The following is a 25,254-nucleotide window of genomic DNA, read 5'->3' as shown; positions in this document are numbered from 1 at the left end:
AAACGACTTTAGCTTGCGAAACGTCGCAATGAGACTCGAAACCGGCGTCAGCGAAGGTGCGCGTCGAACCAGCTCAACGTCCGCTGCCACGCCTCGACGGCCGCGTCGGGATCGGCGTCGAACCGGTGATTGGCACCGGGATACCGGACCACGTTGGTCACCACTCCCGACTTCGCCGCCGCGTCCCGGAGTTGCTCGACCTCCGCGGCGGCCAGCTCGCCGCCCGCGTCGCCATAGATGCCCAGCCACGGGCTGGTCAGCTTGCCCGCGATGTCCACCAGCGCCGGCAGTTCACGCCCACCACCGACGCTCACCGCGGCTCCGAGCTTGCGGTTCGACGCCACCACCAGCGCGGCGACCCCGCCGAGATCGAAGCCGACCACGCCGAGCAGGTCCGCCTGCACGCCCCGCTCGACCAGCCACGCGAGAGTGATGTCGGTGGCGGACAGGATGTCCTCGCGCGTGGGCTGGGCGGTGTTCATGTGCGGCGCGACGGCCAGCCACCCCTCCCCGGCCAGACTCGCGATCAGCAGCCGTACCCCGTCGTTGACCCCGTCGGCCTCGTGCAGCACTACCAGGCCACCCCGGAGCGCGGACTCCGGCTCGGCGTAGGTCAGTACGATCGAGCGGCCGTCCTCGCGCTCGTAGTGCTCGGTGTACGTCTGCGTCATCTCCCCACCCAACCACCTCACGGTGAACAGAAGTCAACATACGCGTCATAACCCAGATCGGGTTAACGTGACAACAATCTCGGTTCGTCCAGAAGGAGCACCCGATGCCCGTCCAGCCCCGCGCCCACCTCGAAACCCTGCCTGCCTACGTCGCGGGACGGAGCCTGCCCGGAGCCATCAAGCTGTCCAGCAACGAGTCGCCCGGCGGGCCGCCGCCCAGTGTCGCGAAGGCGATCTCCGAGGCCGCGGCGGAGGTGAACCGCTATCCGGACATCGCGGTGACGGAGCTTTCGCGCCGGCTGGCGGCCAAGCACGACCTTGCGGCCGAACGGATCGCCGTGGGCTGTGGCTCGGTTTCCCTTTGCCAGCAACTCGTTCAGGCGTTGTGCGCGCCGGGTGAGGAGGTGCTGTTCGCGTGGCGCTCGTTCGAGTCCTACCCGATCGTCACGCAGATCGCCTCGGCCTCGGCGATCCAGGTGCCGCTCGACGAGACGCTCACGCACGACCTGTCGGCCATGGCGGACGCGGTCACCCCGCGCACCCGGCTGATCTTCGTGTGCAACCCGAACAACCCGACGGGCACGGCGGTGCGCCGGGACGCGCTGGTGACCTTCCTGGACGCTGTGCCCACCGACGTGCTGGTGGTGCTGGACGAGGCGTATCGCGAGTACGTCACCGACCCCGAGGTTCCGGACGGCATCGAGTTCGTCCGCGACCGCGAGAACGTCGCGGTGCTGCGTACCTTCTCGAAGGCCTATGGCCTGGCCGGACTGCGGGTGGGTTATCTCGCCGGGCCGGCCGTGATCGCCGAGGCGGTGCGGAAGGTGTTCGTGCCGTTCAGTGTGAACGCGCTCGCACAGAAGGCCGCGCTCGCCTGCCTCGACGCCGAGGACGAGCTGATCCCCCGCTGCGCGGAGACCGCGGCCGAGCGGGACCGGGTGCGTGCCGAGCTGCGCAAGATGGGTTACCAGGTGCCGGAGTCGCAGGCGAACTTCGTGTGGCTGCCCCTGGGCGAGCGGACGCTGGAATTCGCGGAGCACTCGCTCGCCAACAAGGTCGTCGTCCGCGCGTTCGCCGGCGACGGTGTCCGCGTCACGACCAGCTGGCCGGAGGAAAACGATCTTTTCCTCCAGTCCGCGCGCACCTTCCCGCACTGAGCGTTTTGCCGTGTCACTCGCGGGGTACCTCCGGCGCATGCACACGACGACGTTGCGACCACTGGTCACCGCGCCGGGCCCGTTCACTTCGGTCTACTTCGACGACTCCCACCACACCGAGGACGCCGAGAAACAGCTGGAGCTGAAGTTGCGCGCGGTGCGGGAACAGTTGGCCGCGCAGAACGCTCCGCCAGGCGCGCTGGCCGCGATCGAGGCAGCGGTCCGGGAGACCGCGGCCCCGGCCGGCCGGGGTGGTCGCGCGGTGGTGGCCGCCGGCGACACCGTCGTGGTGAACGAACGGCTTACCGAGGGCCCGGCCGTCCCGGTCGCGAGGGTGTCCGACCTGCCCTATCTGCTGCCGCTGATCCGGTACGGCGAGCCGGCCCTGCGCCACGTGGTGGCCGCGGTCGACCGGGTAGAGGCCACCGTCAAGGCGTTCGACGAGCACGGCCGGGAGATCGAGTCCGGGACCGTACGCGGTCGCGAGCATCCGGTTCATCAGGTCGGCGGCGGCGGTACGGCGCACTACGAGATGCGCGAGCACGTCGAGGAAACCGTGCGGCGGAACGTCTCGGAGATGGCCGACACGGTGGCGAAGGTCGCCCAGCGCAGCGGCGCCGAGTTGGTCGTGATAGTCGGTGAGGTGCAGGTCCGCAACGCGGTACACAGCGAATTGCCGAAGGCGGTCCAGCCCATCACCCACGAGGCGACCCACGAATCCGCGGTCAGCCAACTGGTGGAGGGCGCGCGGCAGCGGAGGCTTGCCGAACTCGATGAACGGTTCCACGCGGAGCTGGGCCGACAGCGTGGTCTGGCTGCGGAGGGCCTGGAGGGCGTGACCACCGCACTGCGCGAGGCGAATGTCGAGGTGCTGTTCGTCAGCGACCCCGGCGACACCACGGTGTTCACCGGCGACGAGCCCGCGCTGATCGCCGTGACGGAACCGGAGCTGGCGGCGATGGGCGTGGACCAACGCCGCGAACACCGCGCGGACGAAGCCATCCCGTTGGCCGCCATCGCGGGCGACGCGGAACTCGTCGCGCTGAACGAGAAACTCGCCGACGGCATCGGTGCGGTCCTGCGTCATGACTGAAACCGGGCGAACAGGTCTCGATCAGGGCATGATGGTCCGCAGGTTGCAACCGAACGTAGGTGAGGTGAACGTGATCGACTCGGAACCTCCCGATCTGCACACCCCCGGAGACCTGGGGCTGGAGGACATCGAGCTGCGGCTGGCCGCGGACCTGGTGAACCTCCCGATCGTGCGATCGGTCGTGGCGACCATCGCCACCCGCGCCGACTTCGACCTCGACGCGATCGCCGACCTCCGGCTGGCCGTCGACGAGGCGTGCTCGACGCTGATCACCCGGGCGGTGCCCGGCACGGTGATGCACTGCCGGTTCACCGTGTCCGGGGACTCGCTGTGCTTCGTGGGCACCGTGCGGTCGGAGACCGGGGCCGAGCCGAGCACCAAGTCGTTCGGCTGGCGGGTACTGACCACTTTGACCGATTCGGTGCACAGCCGGATCTCGTCCAACGGGCAGTTCCACCGGCTGGACATCGAACTCGCCAAGCGGCGGGTGGTGGTGGAGGTGCCAGGGGCGGGCGCGTGAGGAGTTCTCGACCCGAAACAGCACACCCCACATCGTCGAACGAGTACCAGCATCTGGCCCCGCTGTTCGACGAGCTTGCCGAGCTGCCCGAAGACGATCCACGGCGCTCGGAAATCCGCGACAAGCTGGTCACCGGGCATCTGCCGCTGGCCGAGCACATCGCGCAACGCTTCTCCGGTCGTGGGGTGGCCAAGGAGGACCTGGTGCAGGTCGCCACGGTCGGGTTGATCAACGCGGTCGACCGGTTCGACGCGGAACGCGGCTCGGACTTCCTGTCCTTCGCCGTGCCCACGGTGATGGGCGAGGTCCGCCGGCACTTCCGTGACACCGGCTGGCTGGTCCGGGTGCCGAGGCGGCTCAAGGAACTGCACCTGTCCATCTCCAGCGCGAGCACCGAACTCGCCCAGCGTCTCGGCCGCGCGCCGACACCGAGCGAGATCGCCGCGCATCTGGAGATCAGCCAGGACGAGGTGTACGAGGGGCTGGAAGCGGGGAACGCGTACCACTCGATGTCGCTCGATGAGGTGCTTTCCGGCGACACCGACAACCTCGCACTGGGGGACACGCTCGGCGAGGAGGACTCCGGCCTGGAAGGCGTGGAAAACCACGAAGCGCTGTTACCGCTGATCAGGGAGCTACCCGAGCGTGAGCGCAAGATCCTTGGGCTGCGGTTCGTGCACAACATGACCCAGACGCAGATCGCGGAGCGGATCGGCGTGTCCCAGATGCACGTGTCCCGGCTGCTCGCGCGGACCCTTGAGCGGCTCCGCGAAGGCCTGATCGGGCAGGAAGAGGAGTAGCCTCTTCACGAGTTTGCACTCAAAGGTGCGGTTCACCGAAGGAAAGGCGACGGTGCTCGGCACGCTGTGGAGCCGTGCGAGCCCGATTTCGGAAGACAAGGCGGCCGAGACCTTCGTTGCCCCGCCGCCATCCGAGGATACGACTCCTGTCTGCGCGAATGTGGTGCCGTAGTACTCCTCGGTCACCGTGTTCTTGCCTGCGGTGTCCATCTTCAACAGAGCAACGCCGTGGTAGACGAAGTCTTCCCCGGTGGCCGTCATGCGCGGGAGATCTTGGACGAATTGTCCCGTGCCGACGAAAGTCATGACGGCGCCGTCCTCGGTCGCATGGATCTCGCACGGCGTCATGTGGAAGTTACTGATCGCCAGATGGCGCAAGGCTCCTCGATGGCTTTGCGTCCTGACCGGGCGCTACGGAAAGGCGTGATCGAGGTACATGGCGTCGTCGGTGTATCGCGCGGCGATGGCTTGCGGGCTCGCACCTTCCCAAGCGAGCGCCCATGAGCGGCAGATCTCCGCGTGATTGGCCATACCGCTAATCTTCCATGTCGAACGACATTTCGTCCGAAGCCGCACCTCGTGGCTCAGCGCGATCTGCGAACGTCCCAGGATCTTCGTCGACCCCGGGTCCACTCGCCACACCCAGCGGGCGTGCTGGGCCGCCACTGACCCGTCCGAACGGCCACGGTGACCGGAGAGGAACCTCGCGTGGCTCCTCCGTTACCGGTTTGACCTGCGAAATCGCGGGTAACCGGTGATCATGAGCGAGCCCGGCTGGCACGAGCCGATGCTGGCCACCCTCACCCAGCGCCCGTTCTCCGCCGGGAGCTGGATGTTCGAACGCAAGCTGGACGGGGTGCGGGCGATTTGCTCGCGGGCGAACGGCAGGCCGCGTTTGTGGTCCCGCAACCACCGGATCATCGACCAGAGCTACCCCGAGATCGTCGAAGCGCTGGCGGATCTCGGCGGCCCGGAGTTCACGGCGGACGGCGAGATCGTCGCCTTCGACGGGGCTCGAACCAGTTTCGCCAAACTACAGCAGCGCATCCATCTCACCGACCCGCGGCGGATCGCGGCGACCGGCGTGCGCGTGTACTACTACCTGTTCGACCTCCTGTCGTTCGGTGGTACCGACGCCACGTCACTGCCTTTGCGACAGCGCAAGAAACTGCTGCTGCAGGCCTTCGACTGGGAGGACCCGCTGCGCTACTCCGGCCATCGCAACGATGACGGCGTCGCGTTCTTCACCCGTGCCTGCGAGCAGGGCTGGGAAGGGGTGATCGCCAAGCGCGCGGACGCACCGTACCGATCCGGCCGGTCCACGGACTGGCTGAAGTTCAAGTGCGCCAAGGACCAGGAGTTCGTCGTGGGCGGGTTCACGCCGCCGGGCGGTTCGCGGATCGGCTTCGGCGCGCTGCTGCTGGGGTACTACGAGGACGGGCGGCTCCGCTATGCCGGAAAGGTCGGCACCGGATACAACGAGGCCACGCTACGGAAGTTGACCGCCAGGCTGACCGCCACGCAGCGGCCACGCTCGCCGTTCGCCGACCCGGTCCCCGAACGGCACGCGCAGTGGGTCGAGCCGGAACTCGTGGTGCGGGTGACGTTTTCGGACTGGACGAGCGACGGCAGGCTCCGGCATCCCCGGTTCACCGGGGTGCGCGAGGACAAGGCGGCCACCGAGGTGACCCGAGAGTTACCGTCCACAGTGGAGTAGTGGACCATGAGGAGGGAGCATGGCGGCGCGAGCGATTTGGCGCGGTGCGATCAACTTCGGCCTGGTCACGGTGCCCGTGGAGCTGTACAGCTCGACAGAGGACCACACCGTGCACTTCCGGCAGTTCGAGCGCGGCACCGCCGACCGGATCCGCTACAAGCGGGTCAACGAGCGCACCGGCAAGGAGGTCGACTACGCCGACATCGTCAAGGGGTACGACCTGGGCGACGGTGAGTACGTGCTGGTGGAGCAGGACGAACTGGACGAGATCGCGCCCGGCCGCTCCCGCGCGATCGACATCGAGGCGTTCGTGGACCTGGACGACATCGACCCGGTCTTCTTCGACCGAAGTTACTGGCTGGCGCCGGCGAAGGAGGAGTTCGGGCGCGCGTACGGGCTTCTCGTGCAGGCGCTCGAGAAGACGAACAAGGCGGGCGTCGCCCGGTTCGTCATGCGCGGCAAGGAACACATCGCCGCCGTTCGTGCCGCCGACGGCCTGCTCATCATGGACACCTTGCTGTTCCCCGAGGATCTCCGCAATCCCGCGGAGGAGCTGAAGCCGCTGCCGGAAAAGCCCGAGGCGCGCGGCAAGGAGCTGGACCTGGCGGTCAGCCTGATCGGCTCGATGAGCGAGGACTGGCAGCCGGAGGCATTCCACGACACCTACACCGAACGCGTGCTCAAGCTGATCGAGGACAAGAAGGCGGGGCGGAAGGTGACCGTCGAGCCGCCGCCCGCCGAGCCGACCAGGGTGGTCGACCTGTTCGAGGCACTTTCGCGCAGCGTCGAGTCGAGCAGGGCGCGCAGGAAGGGCCGCGAGCCCGCCAAGTCCGTGGGCAAGACGAACGGTCGCAAGTCCCGCCGCCCGGACCTGAGCGAGCTGAGCAAGGCGGAACTGGACCGCATGGCCAGGGAGCTCGGCATCAAGGGTCGTTCGAAGATGTCCCGCGCAGAGCTGGAAAAGGCCGTCGGGGAGGCCGCCCCAGGTGCCCGCCAGGCGTCCTGACCCCGTTCAGTCTCAGCGCGCGGGTTTGACGTCGGGCCAGGTGAGGACCGTCGACCCCCAGGTCAGGCCGGCACCGAACGCCGTCATCAGGACCCGATGACCGGGCTGGATGCTGCCCTCCTCACAGCCGTCGGCCAGGGCGAGCGGAATCGACGCCGCACTCGTGTTGCCGGTGTGGCCGATGTTCACCACGAGCCGCTCCTCGCCGAGCCCGAGTCGCTTGGCCGTGGCCTGCAGGATCCGGATGTTGGCCTGGTGACCGACGAACCGGTCCACCTCGCCCAGCGACATGCCCGCGCGATCAAGCACCGTGCGCGCCGACTCAGTCATCCGCGCGCAGGCGTGCCGGAACACCGCGGTGCCATGCATGGTGACGAAATGCTCGTGCGGATCGTCCGAGGTGCGCTGTTTGGCCCCACCGGCCGGGACCATCAGCAGGTCCGCGTGCTCGCCCTCGCTGTGCAGGTCGAACGGGCCGAATGCACCCGGCTCATCGGCCAGCCCGACGCGCAGCACGACCGCGCCCGCGCCGTCGCCGAAGATCGGCACCGTGGTGCGGTCGTCCGGGTCGCACAGCCTGCTGAACGCGTCGGAGCCGACCACCATCACCCGGTCGGCGATCTCGCCCGCGATCAGCCCGGCCGCCGTGGCGAGCGCGTAGACGAAACCGCTGCACACCGCATTCACGTCGACGGCCGCGATACCGCTCAGCCCGAGACCGGATGCCACCTGCGGCGCGCTCGCCGGGCAGAGCTGGTCGGGAGTCGTGGTGGCCAGCACCAGCGCGTCCACCACGTCGCAACCGGCGCTGCGCAAGGCGTTCTCCCCCGCCCGCACCGCCATGTCCACTGTGGACGTTTCCGGATCGGCGATGTGGCGGGCGCGAATCCCGGTCCTGGTCCTGATCCACTCTTCGGAGGTATCCAGCCGCCGCGCGAGTTCGTCGTTGTCCACCACTCGCGGCGGCAGCCAGGCGCCGAGCCCGGTGAGAACCGCGGAGTGCTTCGTCATGGGACACTTGTAGGCGCTACCCCTGGGTAGACTGGTGAGTTGTGTTTCAGCTCACGAATTTTCGGCCGGGACCCGCCGTCCGGGCCTGATTGTCCGGGTTCGTCTTTACGGTATGAGTGTGGAAGTCCTCGGTCCCCGCGCGCTCAACCGGGCGCTGCTCGCCCGCCAGTTGCTGCTGCGGCGGCAAAGACTTCCCGCGCTCGACGCGGTGGCAAACCTGGTCGGCCTGCAGGCCCAGGCGCCCTTCCCGCCGTACTACGGGCTCTGGTCCCGGCTGGACGGGTTTTCGCCGGACGAACTGGCCCGGTGCCTGCTCGACCGGAGCGTGGTGCGGATCGTGCTCATGCGCGGCACGGTGCACCTGGTCACTGCGGACGACTGCCGGTGGCTGCGCCCCCTCGTCCAACCGATCATGGACCGCGACCTGGGCACCAACACCACGCACGCCAAGGAACTGGTTGGTCTCGACCTGTTCAGGGTGGCATTCGAGGCGCGGGCCTTGCTGGCGGAGCAGCCGATGACCGCCGCCCAACTCGGCAAGCGGCTCGCCCAGCGCTGGCCCGACCGCAAGCCCGCCTCGCTGGCCCACGCCGCACGTGGCCTGCTGCCCCTGGTGCAGATTCCGCCGCGCGCGGTGTGGGGCAAGAGTGGCCGGCCGACCTTCGCGACCGCGGAGGACTGGCTCGGCGCTCCCCTGGACACCAAGGCGACCCTGGAAAACCTCGTACTGCGGTACCTCGCGGCCTTCGGCCCGGCGACGGTCAACGACATCCAGGCGTGGAGCGGGCTCACCAGGCTCGGCGAAGTGGTCGGGCGACTTCGCGGCCGACTCCGCGTTTTCGCCACCGAACGGGGCCGCGAACTGTTCGACGTGCCGGAAGCTCCCCGACCGGATCCGGAAACCCCAGTCCCACTGCGACTTGTGGCCGAGTTCGACAACCTCATCCTGTCCCACGCCGACCGCACCCGGGTGATATCGGAGGAGGCACGAAAGCGCGTGTTCGCCGTGCCCAACGGTGTCTTCCCGGGCACGGTGCTCATGGACGGCTTCGTCCAGGGCACCTGGAAGATCGTCCGGCGTCGTGGGGAGGCCGCGCTCGAAGTCCGGGCGTTCCGGCGCTACCCCGAGAAGGCGACCGCGGCACTGGAAAGCGAAGGCGCGCGGCTCCTGCGCTTCGCGGCTCTCGGTGACACTCACGACATTCGTTTGGTGCACGTTTAGTGATCGATTTTGGTTACCATGCGAAGATGCCCGCCGCTGACCTGGACGATCTCGACCGCGCGATTCTCCGCAAGCTCCAAGAAGACTCCCGCACGATCGCCGAGACGATCGGCGCGGAGGTCGGTCTCTCGGCCGCGGCCGTCCAGCGACGGATCAAGCGGCTGCGGGCCTCCGGGGTGATCTCCCGCGAGGTGGCGGTGCTCGATCCGGAAGCCGTCGGGATCGGCATGACGTTCGTGGTCACGGTGGAAATGGAGCGGGAACGGCTCGAAGTGCTCGACGCGTTCCGCAAACAGGCTCGCGCGGAACCGGCCGTGCAGCAGTGTTATTACGTCACGGGCTCGACCGATTTCGTGCTGGTGGTCAACTGCCGGGACATGACCGAGTTCGAGGCCTTCACCCGGCGCATGTTCTTCGACAACGGCGAGGTCCGGCACTTCACGACGGGCGTGGTGATGGACCGGGTAAAGGTCGGGCTTACAGTTCCCCTGAATGGTTGCTGACCGGGCCACGCCCGGGTTGTTACACATTGCGCGCGGTTACACCGGATCGCGTGAAAGTGTCTCACGACGCATCATCATCGGCCCCCGGTTCCGTCTCCTGCCTGTCCGTATAGTTCGCGCCCGCGAACCTTGACGCGAGGAGTGACACGTGAACACCGATGCCGTCACCCAGAGCCAGTTCGTGTCACTGAACGGCTCTGCCCAGCCCGTGCTGTCCCGACTGTCCTATCTGGGCGGCGAGCCGTTCGCGGTGAACATCGCCTTCCGCACCGACCGCGGCCGGTGGGTGGAGTGGACCTTCTCGCGAGACCTGCTCGTGACCGGGTTGTCCGAACCAGCGGGAATCGGGGACGTGCGCGTGCGTCCGGACCTGGCGGCGGACGAGAGCATCCTGATCCTCGAAATCGAGTCTCCCGACGGCTACGCGCTCGTCGAGATCGAACGCGAGGACGTCGAGCGATTCGTCGCGGCCACTTCGGAAGTCGTCCCGTTCGGAGCGGAAAGCGACAGCTTCGACATCGACGCCTTCATCGCCGAGATCACCAGCGTCTGAGGGATCCGGCCGCCGCGACGCCGGGCGCGACGGCCATCCGATCTTCGATGCGTCAGCGTCCCGGGAAGACGGGGTACGGCGGAAGGGAGCCGTAGTGGGAGTCCGGGTAGCTCTGACCACTCATCCAGGCGTTTACCAGCTGCCGGAACTGTGCCAGACCAGTCAGCGGGGGCTGCAGGGCCGCCGTGTTCTCGAGCAGGTCGGCGCGGGGCCCGGGTGCGGCGCTCGTCGGGGTCGAGGACGTGGTTTCCGGCGTCTGGCTGGTCCGCGTCGCCCCACCGTCCGGTTTGCCGGCGCGCTGTTTGGGCGCGGAAGGCGGGCCGCTCGCCGGTTTCGGCGGTTGGCGCGTCGTGCCGGCCACCGGCGGGTTGACCGGTTGCGCCTGGTCCTTGTCGGTGACCACGCCGGCGGCGACCGCGGGCGTCTGTTCGACGTCGTGATGGCCGAAGGTGCCGCCGCCGATCCACCCGACGACCAGGAACAGCGCGGCCGAGCAGGTGAACAGCACGTTGCGGCGGACGGCACGCAGCCCCTCACCGCGGAACCGCGGCGCGATGTCCGGCCCCCCCGGCGCGACCGCGGAAACGGCGGGCGGCGCGCTGGCCGCGACGATCCCCGTGCGGTCGGCAAGTTGTACTGCCCTGACGAGGTCACCCGACCCGCCGCACGTGACCGTCCGCACCATCAAACCTCCATCGGCACGCCCAGTGGCCAATTCCCCAACCTCGCCGCGAACGACGCCACCCACCGCATCGCGCCGCGAAACGAGACTTGGCCGAAGCTACCAGTATCACTGCGCCAACGATGGTGAACCACTCTTACTTTCCCCCCTACCTGTGGCAAGTTGACTCGATTGGGTGATCGGTTTTGACTTGCCCCAGCACAGGGTAACCAGCTGAGTCACCCTGAGGCGTGATTTCGGGTGGGTTCCTTACTTACCTAGCTCCTAACGCCGTGAGTCTCCCACATACGGGCAGGCGACCACGGGGACGGCGTGGCCGCGCAGATGATCACTCGAAAGTGTTAGAACGTGAGTTCGATATCTTGGTATCCTGGGTGGCATGGGCCCGATCCGGGCGCCGAACCCCACCAGAACGCTGAGGAGTTGCTGTGTCTTTCGTCCCGAGCCCTGCGAAGTCGACCCTGTTGTGTTCATCTGGAAACCGTGAAGAGCTTCCACCCGGTACTGGTGGCGCTGAGCTGCGTCCTGCTGGCGGTCGCCGCCGCCGGCCTTCCCGCGCCCACCACGAGCGGAGACCGCCAGCACGAGGACGTCCCGGGCCCGGTCGAGCCGGACAACCAGGTGAGCACGGTTTCCCCCACCGCGAGCTCGGTGTCCTCGATCGCCGGGGCGCTGTTCATCGACGGCACGCACTACTGCACGGCCAGCGTGGTGGACAGCCCGGGCGGCAACCTGGTCCTGACCGCTGCGCACTGCATCCACAACGGCGAAAGCGGATACCGCACGGGCATCTCGTTCGTACCGGGCTACCACGAGGGGGCGGCACCGTACGGGGTGTGGACGGCCACCCGGCTGTTCGTGGACCCCCGCTGGGCCGCCGACTCCGATCCCGACCTCGACTTCGGCTTCCTGACGGTGTATCAGACGGGCAACCCAAGCTCTCTGGAGAGCGAGACCGGCGCGAACCGGCTCGGCACCGACCGCGGTTTCGCGAATCTCGTCACCCTGAGCGGCTACCCGGACGACAGCGAGACCCCGGTGGTCTGCCAGGACACGACCACTCGCGAGGACACCTACCAGACCAGGATCGACTGCCCGGGCTTCCCGGACGGCACCAGCGGTGGTCCGTGGGTCATCGGGGCAGGCGCCCGCGGCGGGGGCACGGTGGTCGGCGTGATCGGCGGCTACCAGGAAGGCGGCGACACGGCCGACGTGTCCTACAGCAGCTACTTCGACCAGGACATCGCCACGCTGTACAAGACGGCCATCAAGGGTTGACGTCAGCGCTCGGGACACGGAAGCCGAATGGCTCCCACTGGATAACCCAAAATTTCGGCACACACACCCTGCGTCGTCATGGATGGCTTGACTTCTACCATGACGGCGAGAGTTGGACGAACTCCGCTCGGCAGCCCTTCGAGGAGGTGGAGGTACGACCCGCCGAGATACAACGAGTAGCTTACAACTGCGCGCGCGAAGATTCAATGAATGCCGACTGGTTCCTCGTCAAATACATGCCAGACCCTTTCCGGGCCGAGCCCAAGAACATCGGTTTCGTGCGGGGAGACGAGGAGTCCGCCGAACACTTCGCCAGGAAAGTCAACGGCAGGTTCGTGGTCGGCGCGTCAAGGGTGTCGTTTCCAGCCCCGAGGTGCTGAGATCCGCTCCTTGGACAACCATCTGATCGAGCATCGGGGAACTTTGCTCGACATCGAAGGAACAGGCGACGCCAAGGCGGCCGTTGACAGCTTGCTTGAAGAACTTGTGACCGTCTCGAACTCGTCGATCTCGTCGACACTTGGAGGACAAAGTTCACCGAATTCCGTTCGACAAACTCAGCCCTCCACCCGGCCATGAAATCGAAGTAGACGTCGCATACAAAATCAATCTGCGCGGCCGGGAACGGCTGCTCCGGTTTGGCTATCCCGCACTCGTCGCCGAAGAACTGGATGTTCTGGTTCTAGGGTCTGCGTAGCAGGCTTTCATCCCAAAGCCTGGCCGTGCACTGATCGTGTGATCCTCGGAGGCGCACCGATGGTCAGTTCGGGTGGCGTGCCGGGGCATCGCTCGATCTCGACCAGCACATGCTGCCCGGTGCAGCCCTGTGACAGCCGCGAAGACGGCCGGTCGGCGGTGAGCACGTTCGGGTTGCCATGGACGCACAACGATCCGACGGGATCGAACCACGCGCCGGTAGGTAACTGCACGACACCGAACCGCAGGTCGTCGGTCAGCACAGCGCCGGCCAGGCAGGCGCCGCGGTCGTTGAACACGCGGACCACGTCGCCGTCCGCGATGCCCCGGACGGCGGCGTCCGCGGGATGCAGGCGGATCGCCTCCCGGCCGGCGATCTTGCTCGCCTGGCTGACCTGACCGCCGTCAAGTTGGCTGTGCAGACGGGTGCGGGGCTGGTTCGCGATCAACAGCAGTGGAAACCGGGCCGCGCGCGGGCCGCCCGGCCACTCGGTCGGCTCGAGCCAGGCCGGGTGGCCGGGACAGTCGGCATAACCGAACGACCGAACGCGCTGGGAGGTGATCTCGATCTTGCCGCTCGGGGTGCGCAGCCGGTGCGCCACCGGGTCCTGCCGGAACGCCGCGAACAGGGTGCGGTCGGCATCCCGCGCGGGAATCCGGTACTCACCCGCGGACCAGAATTCCATAAAGGACGGTACGTCGATTCCCTTGCCCAGGAGGCCCTTACGCCAGGATTCGTAGAGATGTTCCAGCCAAGCCCGAGGTGAGCGTCCCTCGGTGAACCGGTTCTCGATGCCCAGCCGGGCGGCGAGCCCGGCAAGGATGAGGTAGTCGTCCCGGGCCTGCCCGTACGGCTCGGCCACCCGGTGCATCGCGATGAGGTGCGTGTCGCGGCGTCCGGCGCCGAAGTCCTCCCGTTCCAGCGACACCGTGCTCGGCAAAACGAAGTCCGCATGCCGGGCCGTCGCGGTCCAGAACGGCTCCTGCACGACGACGGTGTCCGGCCGGGCGAACGCGGTCCGCAACCGGTTGAGATCCTGGTGGTGGTGGAAGGGATTGCCGCCCGCCCAGTACACCAGCCGGATTTCCGGGTAGCGGCGCACGGTGCCGTCGAAGTCGTAGGGCTCGCCGGGATGCAGCAGCATGTCGGCGATGCGCGCGACCGGGATGAACTCCTTCACCGGGTTCGCCCGCTGTGGCAGGTGCGGCACGCGGAACTCGGGCCCGATGTCGCCGGTGTCGCCCATCGACCCGTAACCGTGGCCGAAGCCGCCGCCGGGCAGGCCGATCTGACCGAGCATGGCGGCCAGCGCGATGCCCGCCCACACGGGCTGTTCGCCGTGCTCGATGCGTTGCAGGGACCAGGTGACCGTGAGGAAGGTGCGCGAGGACGCCATTTTCCGGGCCAGCGCCACGATGTCCGCGGCGGGCAACTCGGTGATGGCGGCGGCCCACTCGGCGTCCTTGGGCACGCCGTCCTCGGCGCCGAACAGGTAGCGCTCGAACTCGTCGTAGCCGGTGCAGTACCGGTCGAGAAAGGCGCGGTCGTGGAGTCCCTCCGCGGCCAGGGTGTGGGCGAGCGCGAGCATGAGCGCGGCGTCGGTGGCGGGCCGGAGTGGATACCACCGGGCGTCCACATCGGCCGGGAGGTCGGTGCGGATCGGGCTGACCAGCGCGACCTCGACTCCTTGCTCGGCGAGTTGGGCGAGGAAGGACGGGGTGTGGTGCCAGGTGACTCCGCCCGGGGTCACGAAGACGTTCTTCTCGGGCACCCCGCCGAAGGCGACGAGCAGTTCGGTGTTCGCCACGATCGTCGGCCAGCTCGACCCCCGGCGCAGCACCTCCTCCGCGCTGCCGACGATATGCGGCAGGACCACCGTGGCGGTCCCGGTGCTGTAGGTCTCGCGCGCCGAGGTATAGCCGCCGAACGTGTTCAGGAACCGGTGCAACTGGCTCTGCGCGTGGTGGAACCGGCCGGCGCTGGCCCACCCGTAGGACCCGCCGAAGATCGCCTGGTTGCCATGCTCGTCGCGGGTTCGACGCAGCTCGGCGGCGAGCAGATCGAGGGCCTCGTCCCAGCCGACCTCGACGAAGTCGTCGCGGCCACGGGAGGCGTCCGGGCCGGGGCCGCGTTCCAGCCAGCCGCGGCGGACCGCCGGTGCCGCCACCCGGGTGGGGTGCCGGATCGAGCTGGGCAGGTTGCCGAGCAACGGGGAGGGCGACGGATCCCCGGGGTGTGGCGAGACGCGCAGCCGCCCGTCGGCGTCAAGGCCCGCGGAGAAAGCGCCCCAGTGCGACGTGCTCGGTTTCAGATTCACAACACCACCGCCTTCCTCACAACGTTCTACGCCTACCAGGAGGTTTTACGTGTGAGAGTGTGATCGCATGGACAGGACAGCGCTCACCGCGAAGGTGTTCGGTGGCCGGATGCCGGCGCGTGCCGGTGATCTCGCGGTCGAGTCTCACGGGATCGCGCCGATCCCCGAGGCCAACCGGTTCGGACGTCCGGTCCGGCTGCTCACGGTGTTCTTCGCGCCCAACCTCACGATGACCGCGGTGTTCTCCGGAACCCTCGGTGCCGGTCTCGGTCTTGGCTTCCGGACAGGCTTGATCGCGCTGCTCGTGGGGACCGTGCTCGGCGCCGTCCCGGTGGCCTACCTGGCCACCTGGGGCCCGCTGACCGGGACCGCGCAGCTCCCGCTGGCCCGGTTGCCGTTCCGGCGCACGGTGGTGCTTCCCGGCCTGGTGCAGTGGGCCAACTCGATCGCCTGGGACGCCCTCGTCGGATTGTTCGGCGGCGACGCGCTGGCCCAGCTCCTCGGCCTGCCGTTCTGGCTGACCGTGGCGATCGTGCTGGTGCTCCAGTGCGCCGTGGGCGTGCTCGGCTACGAGGTGATCCACCGGGTGCAGGCGGTGATGACCGCCGTGACCGCGGTCTTCTTCGTGGTGTTGACCATCCGCTTGCTCGGCGGGCATCCCGTCGTCGTCGCCGACTCCGCGTCCGGAGCGGACCTGGCCGGGGCGTTCATCCTGTTCAGCACGATCGCGCTGAGCCTGTCGATCTCCTGGGCCAGCTACGCCTCCGACTTCAGCCGCTACCTCCCGCCGACGACCTCGCGTCCCGCCGCGTTCGCCTACACCGTGCTCGGCCTGACCCTGTCCTTCGCCTGGGGTGAGGCCCTCGGCCTCGCCGCCGGGCAGTCCCTGGCCGACCAGACGACGGCGGGCATCAGCGCCCTGCTCGGCGGGGGTGTGCTCGGCGCGATCGCGCTGCTCGTCATCACGCTCACCGCGGTGTCGTCGAACGCCATGAACGACTACAGCGGTTCTCTCGCCCTGCAGACCGTGGGTGTCCGGGTCCGGCGCCCGGTGTCCGCGGTGGTGGTCACGGTGATCGCGTTCGCGCTCATCCTGTGGATGCACAGCGGTGATCTGGCCTCCAAGTTCGAGGACGTGCTGCTGATCGTCGGCTACTGGATTCCGCCGTTCGTCGGCGTCGTCACGATCGACTGGTGGGTCCGGACCCGGCGCGGCCGACGGTTCGACGTGCTGGCGGAGGTCGCGCGACCCGAGCCCGGCTGGCCCGCGCTGGCCGCGTTCCTGTTCGGGTGCGCGGCCGCCGTCCCGTTCATGAACACCAGCATCTACACCGGGCCGGTCGCGGCCGCCCTGCACAACGCCGACCTGGCCTACTACGTCGGGTTTGTCGCCTCCGCGGCACTGTATGCGGTGTTCAGGACGGCGCTGCGGAAGCCAGCGCGGTAGTGCCGATCAAGGCCAGGGCGACGTCGTCCTGCGGGGCGTGCACGGGCGCGCACTGAATGTCCCGGAAGTGTCGCTCGAGCGGGTAGTTCCGGCTGAGCCCTGGATTGCCCAGCAGCCGCACCGCGGTCTGGACGGCTTCGACGATCTCCCGGACGGCCAGCACGCGGGCACCAAGCAGGTCCGTCGCCGTCGGTGGTTCACCGAGCGCGACCCGGTCGGCAAGGCCGAACAGCAGGTGCCGCGCGCCGGACAGCCGCACTTCGATCTCGCCGGCCGCGGACTTGAAGCGATCGGTTTCCGCCACCGGACGGCCGAGATTGCCGGGCACCCGTTCCCATGCGAAGCGGTGAAACGCCTTCTGCGCCGCCCGTGCCACGCCCAAATACAGCGAAGCCAACGCCACTCCGTGCGCGGCGACGGCGGTGTTGTCCTGCTGCGCCTCGGCACCCACGTGGACCGCGCCGATCACGTTCTCCGCCGGGATCTCGACATCGGTGAACACCACGTCGTGCGATCCGCTCGCACGCAGCCCGAGCTGATCCCAGGTACGCACGATCTCGATTCCGGGCAACCCGCCGGGCACGACGAAAGTCGCGATCCGGGGTTCGGGCTCGTCGGTGCCGGCCCACACCAGGAAGTAGCTCAGCCCGTCGGCACCGGTCACAAACCGTTTCCGGCCGCTGATGGCCCACCCGGTCGCGGTCCGGCGAGCTACGGTGGTGGGCAAGCCACCGCGCGCCGGCGAGCCCAGGTCCGGCTCGACCCGAGCGGCGTTGAGCAACGTCGGCCGCAGCTTCGACTCGTCGAGCACCTGCCGGTACAGCTCGGTAGGCCACTGCGGCGCGACGGCTTCCCTGGCATGGGTGAACAGGGTCATCGCGCTGATCAGCGCCACCGACGGGTCACCCTCGCCGAGCGCCGCGAGCAGCCGCGCGGTGCCGCCGAGGTCGAGTTCCGCCCCGCCGAACCGGGACCCGGCCGTCATGGTCAGCAACCCCGCGTCGTGCACCACCTGGATGCCCTTGGCCGGGAACTCGCCGGCGCGGTCGTAGTCGGCGGCGAACCGGGCGAGCGCGGCGGTGACCTCGTCCAGCGACAGCCCTACCGCGGTGGTCACTTCGTCAGCGCCTTTCCGAGGTCGGCGTTCAACGCGTCCGTCCAGTACGCCGAGACGTCAAGCTTCTTCGGAAGCGCGTTGATCTCGGTGAACGAGTCGGCCACCCGTTGTTCGGACGCGATCGCGTCCGGGCTGGTCGTGCTCAACTGGGTCGGCCGCTGTTGCTCCTGCTGGTGGATCTGGCTCAACGCGTCGCCGACCGGCTGGTGCGTGCCGTTCGCCGTCGCCTCCGCGAACTGTCGCTCATGACCGTTCCGGACGAACGCGTAGGCCTTGTCGATCCGCGAGAGGAGATCGACCAGGGCCGCCTTCTTCGCACTGTCGGCGAGCAGCGCATCCGATGCCGCCCACAGGAAGTTGCCGGACAGGATGTTCTCGGCGGATCCGATCGTCTTCGCCCCGCCCTGGTGCGCCGAGATGATCGAGTTGCCGTAGCTGGCGAAGGCGTCGATCGCTCCGCTGTTCAGTGCGGCCAGGCCGTCGTTGGGCAGCAACGGCGCAGCGTCCACGTCCGTCCACTTCAGACCGCTCTGCTTGAGCAGTTCGTTGAGGAAGTACTGCGCGGTGGTGTTCTTGACGTAGCCCACCTTCTTGCCCTTGAGCTGGGCGATGCTCGTGATCGACGAGGTCTTGCCCACCACCAACTCCTGTTGCAGGGTGCTTCCCCGCTGCACGGCGACCACCTTGAAGTTCGGCGCACCGCCGACCGCGACGAAGATCGGCGGGATCTCGCTGCTCGTGGTCACGTCGAGCGCGTTCGACCGCAACGCCTGGAGTTGTTGGTCCCCGCCCGAGAACACCGACCACTCCACCTTGTAGGGTGTGTCGCCCAGACCCGCGACGTCCAGGACAGCCTTGTACCTGGTCCAGCCGGTGTCGCCGACTTTGAGCGTCACCGACGAAGGCGTGTCGGCGCTCGACCCTCCACCACACGCGGCGAGCAGGAACACCGCCGCGAAGAACACCGCAACCCGTTTCATACCGACTGCCTTTCTCGTTTCGCGAGCTCTTCCCGGACCAGCGGCAGCACGTAACGTCCGAGGTCGAGCGCATCGTCAAGTGGGTCGTAGCCGCGAATCGACAGCAGCTCACACCCGATGTCCACGTAATCGAGCAACGCCTGCGCCACCGTTTCCGGCGAGCCGACCAGCGCCGTCGAACTACCCGCCGCGTTGGTCGCGGCGGCCGGAGCCGTCCAGAGCGCCCGATCGTGCACCTCGCCACGCTCCGCGACCGCGAGGAGCCGCTGCGAGCCGACGTTTTCCGGCTTGGCCGCTTGTGCCCGGCCATTGCTTGCGAAGTTCCGCTGGATACCGCCCAAAATTTCGCGCGCGCGCCGCCAGGCGAGGTCGTCGGTCGGCGCGATGATCGGCCGGAACGAAACCCAGATCCGAGGGTGCGGGCGGCCTGCCGCCTCCGCGTAAGCGTTTACCGACTCGATCTGCTGCCTGGTCTCGGCCAGCGGCTCGCCCCACAGTCCGAAGACATCCCCTTCGGCACCCCCGAGACGGTAGGCCGCCTCCGACGAACCACCGATCGAGACCGGGATACCGCCGCGCACCGGCCGCACCCCGGGGTCATAGCTCTCGAACTGGTAGAAGTCACCAAGATGGCTGATCGGTTCGACGGATGTCCACACGTTCTTGAGGATCCGGACGTACTCGCCCGCGCGGCGATAACGGTCCTCTTTGGATAGATAGTCGCCCTCACGGTGCTGTTCGGCCTCCGAACCACCGGCGATGATGTGGATGCCCAGCCTTCCGCCGGACAACTGGTCGAGCGTGGCGAAGGCGCGGGCCGCGTTCGTGGGATGCAGCACGCCCGGCCGGTGCGCGAGCATGACCTTGAGCCGCTCGGTCTGCGCCAGCACGGCGGCCGCGAGCTGGTTCGACTCCGGCGCCGCCGAACTGTAGGGCACCAGTGTCCAGTCGAAGCCGTACTCGTCATAAACCCTGGCGAACCGCCGCAGGTAGCTGACATCGACCGGTGCCCCCTGCCGCCCCTTGGCCTCACTCACATATCCGGCACCGATCATGCCGACGAATTCAACAGTCACAATCCTCTCTCCTTGAGCCCTTCCCGCACGAGCGGTAGTACGTGGCGGCCGTAGTCGATCGCGTCGTCGAGCGGGTCATAGCCGCGGATCGACAGCAACTCGCACCCGATGTCCACGTAGTCCAGCAACGCCTGCGCCACCGTTTCCGGCGAGCCGACCAGCGCCGTCGAACTGCCCGCCGCGTTGGTCGCGGTGGCCAGCGGTGTCCACAGTGCACGGTCGTGCAACTCGCCGCGCTCGGCCACGGCCAGCAACCGCTGGGAACCGACGTTCGCGGGCCTGCCATCGCCCGGCTTGAAATAGTGCGCGTTACCCGTCTTCGCCGACTGCGCGGCCTGCACCTTGCCGAGAATTTCGTGCGCCTTCTCCCAGGCCAGTTCGTCCGTGGGCGCGATGATCGGCCGGAAGGACACCCAGATCCGCGGCCGGGGACGGCCCGCCGCGACGGCGTAGGCGTTCACCGAGTCGATCTGTTGCTTGGTCTCCGCCAGTGGTTCGCCCCACAGCCCGAGGATGTCGCCCTGCCGCCCGCCGACCCGATAGGCGGATTCGGAGGACCCGCCGACCGAAACCGGGATCGCCTCCTGATACGGCCGGATGTCGGACCGGAAGTTCTCGAACTGGAAGTACTTGCCGTGGAAGGAGAACTCATCGGTTTCGGCCCACACCCGACGAAGGATCCGGATGTACTCCTCGGAGCGCTCGTAACGCTCCTCTTTGGACAGATAGTCGCCTTCGCGGCGCTGCTCGGAATCCATCCCCCCGGAGATGATGTGGATGGCGAGCCGCCCTTCACCGATCTGGTCCAGCGTCGCGAACATGCGTGCGGCGTGCGTCGGGAAGATCACGCCGGGCCGGTGCGCGAGCATCGGCTTGAGCCGCTCGGTCTCGTGCACCACGAACTGGGCGAACTGGTTCGCGTCCAGCCATGACGAGTGGTAGGCGACCAGGGTGTAGTCGAACCCGGCGTCCTCCAGCGCATGCGCGTACTTGCGCGCGTATCGGATGTCCAGCTCCCCGCGAAGCCCGGGACGGGTGTCCGAGTAGTCGTTCGGATTGATCCCACTGATGAACTCGACGGCCATTGCGCTACCCCTCGTACTCGCCGGAATCGGTGATGGACGCGACATCCACCCGGGCGGTCAGGGCGCCGACGGAGCTCATCGTGTCCGAGACCTGTTGCAGGGAGGCCTGAATCTCCGCCGAAACGGCCTCCAGTTTCGCGTAGCCCTGGTCGACCAGCGCCGCGGCGACCTGCTCGTCCACCCTGTTCTCCCGCTGGACCGCGCTGACGTACTCGGCGCGGTGTGTGGAGCCCCACTGGTAAGCCTGGTTCACCCGCTTCAGGAACTCGTTGATGGCGGTGCGTTTGCGCTGGTCGTTCAGGCTGTTCGTGGCCGCCGAGATGAGACTGACGCCGCTGGTCCGGCCGTTCGTGCCATCGGAGATCTTGCTCGCACCGTCCTGTAGTGCCTTGATCCCGTACACCCCGAAGGTCGCCCAGACGTCGATCTTGTGGCCGCTGAACGCGGCTTGCGCGTCGGTCGGCAGCAGGTAGCGCACGTGGACGTCCGAATAGGACAACCCAGCTTCCTGAAGCGCCTTGACCAGCAGGTACTCCGCGATACTGCCCTTGGCCGAGGACACCACCACGTCCTTGCCCTTCAGGTCCGCGACCTGGTGCACGGCCGAGTCGGGCTGCACGAGCAGGACCGTGGAGACCCCGGAATTCCGCACCGCCGCGACGGACTTGACGGGCACTCCGCCGGCCTGGGCCTGCAGGGTCGGCAGGTCCGCGGCGACGGCCGTGTCCACTGAACCGGCCTTGACCGCCTCGAACAACGGCGCCGCGCCCTGGAACTGCGCCCACTTGTACTCAAACGGGGCGCCGTCCAGGGCCTTCGACGCATCCAGCAGAGTTTCCAGGGTCTTGACCTGGTCGCCCAGGGTGAGGGTCACCTCACCGGCCGCCGCGCCGCCGCCGCATGCGGTCGCCATCAGGGCAGCGGCCAGCACAAAAACCAGCTTTCGCAACAACAAAGAGTCCTTTCAGGCAGAGGCAGCCGAGGCGTCACGAACCCCGAGCCAGGACAGCAGCCGCGCCCGCGCCGACACGAAGGCGGGATCGCCGACATCACGCGGGCGGGGCAGGTCGACGTGGATCTCGTGCGCGATCCGGCCACCGTCCATCACCAGCACCCGGTCGGCCAGCAGCAACGATTCCTCGACGTCGTGGGTCACGAGCAGCACCGCGCACCCGTGCCGCTGCCACAGCTCGGCCACCAGCCGCTGCGCCTTCGCCCTGGTCAACGCGTCCAGCGCGCCGAACGGCTCATCGAGCAGCAGCAGGTCGGGTTCACGCACCAGCGCCCGCGCCAGCGACACCCGCTGTGCCTCACCGCCGGAAAGCGTTTTCGGCCAGACCCCGGCGTGCTTGGTGAGCCCCACCTCTTCCAGGTATTTCTCGGCCCGTGCGCGATCCGGCCGCCCGGGCAGGCCCAGCACCACGTTCCGCCACACGCGTTTCCACGGCATCAGCCGCGGCGCCTGGAACGCCACCGCGCGCTCCTTCGGGACCCAGACCTCGCCGTCGATATCCGGGTCGAGCCCGGCGAGAATGCGGAGCAACGTGCTCTTACCGCAGCCGCTGTGTCCGAGCAACGCGACGAACTTGCCGGGCTGGATGTCGAGGTCGAGGTCGTCGAGCACCAGCCGGTCGCCGAACTGCCTGCGCAAACCCCTTACCTGAACCCCCATCACGCCCCCTCGAAGGAGGAACGCCAGGCCAGCAGGTACCGGCCCAGCGACCGGACGACGAAATCGGAGATCAGCCCCAGCACCGCGTACACCACCAGGCACAGCACCAGCACGTCGGTGAGGAAGTTTTCCCGCGCGGTGTTCATCAGGTATCCGATCCCGGACACCGCGTTGACGGTCTCCCCGAAGACCAGGGCCAGCCAGGCGTTCCCCAGCGCATACCGCAGACCGACCAGCGCGCTCGGCAATGCTCCAGGCAGGATGACGTGCCGGATCAACCCGGCCCGGTCGAGCCCGAGCGCCTTGCCCGCCTCGATGAGCTGGGTGTCGACCGTGCGGATTCCGCCGTAGAGGTTGAAGTACAGCGGAAACGCCACCCCGACCGCGACCAGCGCGACCTTCGGCGCCTCGTCGATGCCGAACCAGATGATGAACAGCGGGATGAGGCCGACCCATGGGATCGTGCGGATCATGCCGACGGTGGCGTCCACCAGGTCCTCACCGAGCCGGAACAGGCCCGCCACCAGCGAAAGCGCCAGCGCTGCCGAGCCGCCGACGAGAAACCCGGTGAACACCCGCTTACCGGAGACGAAGATCGCCTCCGGCAGCTCGCCGTCCTTCATGAGATCGATGCCCTGTTCGACCACATCCACCGGAGACGCCAGCACGTCCGACGGGAGCAGGCCCGTCGCGCTGGCGAGGTACCAGAGCAGCAGGAACGCGACCGGACCCGCGGCCCGGCGCAGCGACCGCGGCGGCCGCCAACCGCGCTTGGCCCGCTCAGGCCTGATGGTGACGATCTCGATGGTGTCCGGTGCTCTCGCGATGGTTTCGGCCCGGGGCATGCTTACTCCTACGGTTGGGGACCAGTGGCGACGGGACGATCAGGCTGGTTGGACCATTGGGACCAGGAGCCCGGGTAGAGCGCGGCCTCGATTCCGGCGATGGCCAGCGCCGCGATCTCGTGCGACGCCGTCACGCCGGATCCGCAGTAGACCCCGACCGGGCCCTGCCCGGCGCCCAGTTCACGGAAGCGGGCGGCCAGCTCTTCAACCGGGCGGAACCTGCCGTCCGGCGCCAGGTTCTCGCCGGTCGGGGCGCTGATCGCGCCGGGAATGTGACCGGCCTTGGGGTCGACCGGCTCCTGTTCGCCGCGATACCGCTCACCTGCCCGGGCGTCGAGCAGAACGCCGTTTTCGGGCAGGGCGGCGGCTTCGTCGATGCTGAGCACGGGCAGGTGGCCAGGCTTGAGCACGACGTCACCGGGCTCCGGAGTGCGCCCGAATCCTGTCTCGAGTGGACGGTTCCAGGCGCCGAGTCCGCCGTCGAGCAACCGCACGTCGGCCACGCCGGCCCAGCGCAGGAGCCACCACGCCCGGGCCGCGGCCAGGTTGCCGCCGTTGTCGTAGACGACGACCCGTGACCCTTGCCCGATGCCCCAGCGCCGGGCGGCGGCCTGGAGGTCGTCGAGCTCGGGAAGCGGGTGACGCCCTTCCACCGGGACGGGTGGCGCCGCGAGTTCGGTGTCCAGGTCGACGTAGACCGCGCCCGGGAGGTGGCCGTCGAGGTAGTGCTGGTGCCCGTGCGGGTCGCCGAGCGCCCAGCGGACGTCGAGCAGCACCGGCGGTTCGGCCGACGCCAACTGCGGGGCCAGTTCGTCAGCGCTGATCAACACTGGCGGAGCGAAGATTTTCAGCTCACCGATGTCGGCGGATCCTGGCGCATCCCCGCGTTGCGCGGCGATGGCCAGCCGCCGTTGAAGGGCCGCGTTGAGCGGGGTGGGCACGCCGTGCAACCGGCCGAGCAGCACGATTTCCCCGTTGAGGAAGTCGCCCTCGACCGAGCCCGCGCCACGCGCCAGGCTCTGCCAGGTCGAGCTGCCACCCCTGGTCTGGCCGGGAGTCCTCGCCGGCTCGACAACCGAATAGTCCACTTCGGACTCCACGGCCAGGGCGGCGACGTCGACGCCGGCGGCGGCGAAAACGCGCAGCCCTTCCGCCCGCAGTTCCCGCGTTATCGACGGGGACCACTCGCCGTAGAGCGCGTTGACGGCGTTACCGAGATTGCTCAGCAGCTTCATCGCCTTCCACCGCACCAGGTCCGGGACGATCTGGACCGCGAAATCCGCGGCACGGAAATCCTCGGCAATCCGAGCCAACCGGGGATCGGTGCCACTCGGATACCGGCCGATGTAGAAAACGCCGGGCTTCTCGACCCCGACCGCGCTGACTTCCCCCGGTACGATGTAGTTGGAGGGCAACAGCAGCGACACCCCGAAGACGGTGGCGAACCGCCGCAGCGCGGCCCGCTCGTTCTCCAGCCCGTTCTGCAGGACGACCACCGGCAGGTCGGCGGCCACACCGTCGCCGGCCGGGCGCCACGACCATTCCTGCAGGACCTCTTCCGTGTGCTGGCTCTTCGTGGCCAGCACGAGCACGTCGTCAACCGTCAGTTCGACTTCTTCGGCGCTGGCGGCGACCGGCACCCGCACCCGCTGTTCGCCGCTCGGACGCAGATAGCGAAGGCCGTGCTCGCGGATCGCCGCGCCGTGCTCGCCCCGGGCGATCAGTACGGCAGGGATTCCGGCCAGGTGTAGTTGCGCGGCCACGGTCGAGCCGACGCCGCCGGCCCCGATGATGATGTATCGCAT

At 68.2% G+C, this 25,254-nt stretch carries 23 protein-coding genes; 11 read left to right on the top strand and 12 right to left on the bottom strand.

All coding sequences use genetic code 11. The features are described from left to right. Window positions 1-47: 47 nt before the first annotated feature. Window positions 48-671 carry a dienelactone hydrolase family protein gene (locus VJT49_RS20040; protein ID WP_324166394.1) on the bottom strand — a complete coding sequence of 208 codons (624 nt, stop codon included), beginning with the start codon at window positions 669-671 and terminating at the stop codon, window positions 48-50. A gap of 104 nt (window positions 672-775) precedes the next feature. Here VJT49_RS20040 and hisC point away from each other — a divergent pair, with 104 nt between their 5' ends. From hisC to VJT49_RS20010, 6 genes are all read left to right on the top strand, one after another. Further along, a complete protein-coding gene (gene hisC / locus VJT49_RS20035) occupies window positions 776-1,828 on the top strand; it encodes a histidinol-phosphate transaminase (protein ID WP_324166393.1) in 1,053 nt (350 codons plus the stop codon). A 10-nt stretch (window positions 1,829-1,838) separates the two neighbouring features. Then, entirely contained in the window at window positions 1,839-2,921 is a 1,083-nt protein-coding gene (locus tag VJT49_RS20030) for a hypothetical protein (protein WP_324166392.1), read from the top strand. A 70-nt stretch (window positions 2,922-2,991) separates the two neighbouring features. Further along, a complete protein-coding gene (locus tag VJT49_RS20025) occupies window positions 2,992-3,441 on the top strand; it encodes an ATP-binding protein (protein WP_324166391.1) in 450 nt (149 codons plus the stop codon). Further along, window positions 3,438-4,241, top strand: coding sequence for a SigB/SigF/SigG family RNA polymerase sigma factor (locus VJT49_RS20020; protein ID WP_324166390.1), 804 nt, complete (start codon window positions 3,438-3,440; stop codon window positions 4,239-4,241). The genes VJT49_RS20025 and VJT49_RS20020 overlap by 4 nt, the downstream gene beginning before the upstream one ends. A 760-nt stretch (window positions 4,242-5,001) precedes the next feature. Further along, window positions 5,002-5,958, top strand: coding sequence for a non-homologous end-joining DNA ligase (gene ligD, locus VJT49_RS20015; RefSeq protein ID WP_324166389.1), 957 nt, complete (start codon window positions 5,002-5,004; stop codon window positions 5,956-5,958). Between the two features lie 19 nt (window positions 5,959-5,977). Further along, window positions 5,978-6,964 (top strand): Ku protein, encoded by a 987-nt coding sequence (locus VJT49_RS20010; protein ID WP_324166388.1) that lies wholly within the window; start codon window positions 5,978-5,980, stop codon window positions 6,962-6,964. Window positions 6,965-6,976: 12 nt separating this feature from the next. On the opposite strand, the gene VJT49_RS20005 is transcribed toward VJT49_RS20010, so the two are convergent. Then, window positions 6,977-7,975 carry a beta-ketoacyl-ACP synthase III gene (locus VJT49_RS20005; RefSeq protein ID WP_324166387.1) on the bottom strand — a complete coding sequence of 333 codons (999 nt, stop codon included), beginning with the start codon at window positions 7,973-7,975 and terminating at the stop codon, window positions 6,977-6,979. Between the two features lie 112 nt (window positions 7,976-8,087). Here VJT49_RS20005 and VJT49_RS20000 point away from each other — a divergent pair, with 112 nt between their 5' ends. The 3 genes from VJT49_RS20000 to VJT49_RS19990 all read left to right on the top strand — a co-directional run bounded on the left by VJT49_RS20000 (window position 8,088) and on the right by VJT49_RS19990 (window position 10,253). After that, window positions 8,088-9,197, top strand: coding sequence for a winged helix DNA-binding domain-containing protein (locus tag VJT49_RS20000; RefSeq protein ID WP_324166386.1), 1,110 nt, complete (start codon window positions 8,088-8,090; stop codon window positions 9,195-9,197). A 26-nt stretch (window positions 9,198-9,223) separates the two neighbouring features. Then, window positions 9,224-9,700 (top strand): Lrp/AsnC family transcriptional regulator, encoded by a 477-nt coding sequence (locus VJT49_RS19995; protein WP_324166385.1) that lies wholly within the window; start codon window positions 9,224-9,226, stop codon window positions 9,698-9,700. A 148-nt stretch (window positions 9,701-9,848) separates the two neighbouring features. Further along, entirely contained in the window at window positions 9,849-10,253 is a 405-nt protein-coding gene (locus tag VJT49_RS19990) for an SsgA family sporulation/cell division regulator (protein ID WP_324166384.1), read from the top strand. A gap of 52 nt (window positions 10,254-10,305) precedes the next feature. Here VJT49_RS19990 and VJT49_RS19985 read toward each other — a convergent pair whose 3' ends face one another. Next, a complete protein-coding gene (locus VJT49_RS19985) occupies window positions 10,306-10,938 on the bottom strand; it encodes a hypothetical protein (RefSeq protein WP_324166383.1) in 633 nt (210 codons plus the stop codon). 480 nt (window positions 10,939-11,418) lie between these two features. On the opposite strand from VJT49_RS19985, the gene VJT49_RS19980 reads away from it, so the two are divergent. Next, on the top strand, window positions 11,419-12,213 hold the full coding sequence (locus VJT49_RS19980) for a trypsin-like serine peptidase (RefSeq protein ID WP_324166382.1): 795 nt from the start codon (window positions 11,419-11,421) through the stop codon (window positions 12,211-12,213). A gap of 704 nt (window positions 12,214-12,917) precedes the next feature. Here VJT49_RS19980 and VJT49_RS19975 read toward each other — a convergent pair. Further along, window positions 12,918-15,227 carry a molybdopterin-dependent oxidoreductase gene (locus VJT49_RS19975; RefSeq protein ID WP_324166381.1) on the bottom strand — a complete coding sequence of 770 codons (2,310 nt, stop codon included), beginning with the start codon at window positions 15,225-15,227 and terminating at the stop codon, window positions 12,918-12,920. 67 nt (window positions 15,228-15,294) lie between these two features. Here VJT49_RS19975 and VJT49_RS19970 point away from each other — a divergent pair, with 67 nt between their 5' ends. After that, on the top strand, window positions 15,295-16,674 hold the full coding sequence (locus VJT49_RS19970) for a purine-cytosine permease family protein (RefSeq protein ID WP_324166380.1): 1,380 nt from the start codon (window positions 15,295-15,297) through the stop codon (window positions 16,672-16,674). Here VJT49_RS19970 and VJT49_RS19965 read toward each other — a convergent pair. Genes VJT49_RS19965 through VJT49_RS19930 form a run of 8 tightly spaced genes read right to left on the bottom strand, consistent with a single transcriptional unit; the run spans window position 16,643 to window position 25,254 of the window. Further along, complete coding sequence (locus VJT49_RS19965) at window positions 16,643-17,791, bottom strand: acyl-CoA dehydrogenase family protein (protein ID WP_324166379.1); 1,149 nt, start codon at window positions 17,789-17,791, stop codon at window positions 16,643-16,645. The two genes, VJT49_RS19970 and VJT49_RS19965, sit on opposite strands and share 32 nt — an antisense overlap. Next, complete coding sequence (locus tag VJT49_RS19960) at window positions 17,788-18,771, bottom strand: ABC transporter substrate-binding protein (protein WP_324166378.1); 984 nt, start codon at window positions 18,769-18,771, stop codon at window positions 17,788-17,790. Before VJT49_RS19960 ends, VJT49_RS19965 begins: the two co-directional genes overlap by 4 nt. Then, window positions 18,768-19,847, bottom strand: coding sequence for an LLM class flavin-dependent oxidoreductase (locus VJT49_RS19955; RefSeq protein WP_324166377.1), 1,080 nt, complete (start codon window positions 19,845-19,847; stop codon window positions 18,768-18,770). Before VJT49_RS19955 ends, VJT49_RS19960 begins: the two co-directional genes overlap by 4 nt. Beyond that, complete coding sequence (locus VJT49_RS19950; RefSeq protein ID WP_324166376.1) at window positions 19,844-20,932, bottom strand: LLM class flavin-dependent oxidoreductase; 1,089 nt, start codon at window positions 20,930-20,932, stop codon at window positions 19,844-19,846. Before VJT49_RS19950 ends, VJT49_RS19955 begins: the two co-directional genes overlap by 4 nt. A gap of 4 nt (window positions 20,933-20,936) precedes the next feature. After that, window positions 20,937-21,884 (bottom strand): ABC transporter substrate-binding protein, encoded by a 948-nt coding sequence (locus VJT49_RS19945; RefSeq protein WP_324166375.1) that lies wholly within the window; start codon window positions 21,882-21,884, stop codon window positions 20,937-20,939. A gap of 12 nt (window positions 21,885-21,896) precedes the next feature. Then, window positions 21,897-22,604: an ABC transporter ATP-binding protein gene (locus VJT49_RS19940; protein ID WP_324166374.1), complete on the bottom strand. Its 708-nt coding sequence runs from the start codon at window positions 22,602-22,604 to the stop codon at window positions 21,897-21,899. Next, entirely contained in the window at window positions 22,604-23,449 is an 846-nt protein-coding gene (locus tag VJT49_RS19935) for an ABC transporter permease (protein WP_324166373.1), read from the bottom strand. The genes VJT49_RS19940 and VJT49_RS19935 overlap by 1 nt, the downstream gene beginning before the upstream one ends. 8 nt (window positions 23,450-23,457) lie before the next feature. Further along, window positions 23,458-25,254 (bottom strand): rhodanese-like domain-containing protein, encoded by a 1,797-nt coding sequence (locus tag VJT49_RS19930; RefSeq protein ID WP_324166372.1) that lies wholly within the window; start codon window positions 25,252-25,254, stop codon window positions 23,458-23,460.

The sequence above is a fragment of the Amycolatopsis sp. genome (genome assembly GCF_035276945.1).
Taxonomy (GTDB): Bacteria; Actinomycetota; Actinomycetes; order Mycobacteriales; family Pseudonocardiaceae; genus Amycolatopsis_E.
Note: the sequence above shows the minus strand (reverse complement) of the source record. Positions and strands in the feature narration are given on the sequence as shown.

What these genes read in the sequence shown, in the direction of transcription:
- VJT49_RS19985 (WP_324166383.1), bottom strand. Translation starts at nt 10,938, where the DNA reads ATGGTGCGGACGGTCACGTGCGGCGGGTCGGGTGACCTCGTCAGGGCA.
- VJT49_RS20005 (WP_324166387.1), bottom strand. Translation starts at nt 7,975, where the DNA reads ATGACGAAGCACTCCGCGGTTCTCACCGGGCTCGGCGCCTGGCTGCCG.
- VJT49_RS19960 (WP_324166378.1), bottom strand. Translation starts at nt 18,771, where the DNA reads ATGAAACGGGTTGCGGTGTTCTTCGCGGCGGTGTTCCTGCTCGCCGCG.
- VJT49_RS20040 (WP_324166394.1), bottom strand. Translation starts at nt 671, where the DNA reads ATGACGCAGACGTACACCGAGCACTACGAGCGCGAGGACGGCCGCTCG.
- VJT49_RS20010 (WP_324166388.1), top strand. Translation starts at nt 5,978, where the DNA reads ATGGCGGCGCGAGCGATTTGGCGCGGTGCGATCAACTTCGGCCTGGTC.
- VJT49_RS19930 (WP_324166372.1), bottom strand. Translation starts at nt 25,254, where the DNA reads ATGCGATACATCATCATCGGGGCCGGCGGCGTCGGCTCGACCGTGGCC.
- VJT49_RS19995 (WP_324166385.1), top strand. Translation starts at nt 9,224, where the DNA reads ATGCCCGCCGCTGACCTGGACGATCTCGACCGCGCGATTCTCCGCAAG.
- ligD (WP_324166389.1), top strand. Translation starts at nt 5,002, where the DNA reads ATGAGCGAGCCCGGCTGGCACGAGCCGATGCTGGCCACCCTCACCCAG.
- hisC (WP_324166393.1), top strand. Translation starts at nt 776, where the DNA reads ATGCCCGTCCAGCCCCGCGCCCACCTCGAAACCCTGCCTGCCTACGTC.
- VJT49_RS19970 (WP_324166380.1), top strand. Translation starts at nt 15,295, where the DNA reads ATGGACAGGACAGCGCTCACCGCGAAGGTGTTCGGTGGCCGGATGCCG.
- VJT49_RS19935 (WP_324166373.1), bottom strand. Translation starts at nt 23,449, where the DNA reads ATGCCCCGGGCCGAAACCATCGCGAGAGCACCGGACACCATCGAGATC.
- VJT49_RS19940 (WP_324166374.1), bottom strand. Translation starts at nt 22,604, where the DNA reads ATGGGGGTTCAGGTAAGGGGTTTGCGCAGGCAGTTCGGCGACCGGCTG.
- VJT49_RS20000 (WP_324166386.1), top strand. Translation starts at nt 8,088, where the DNA reads ATGAGTGTGGAAGTCCTCGGTCCCCGCGCGCTCAACCGGGCGCTGCTC.
- VJT49_RS19950 (WP_324166376.1), bottom strand. Translation starts at nt 20,932, where the DNA reads ATGGCCGTCGAGTTCATCAGTGGGATCAATCCGAACGACTACTCGGAC.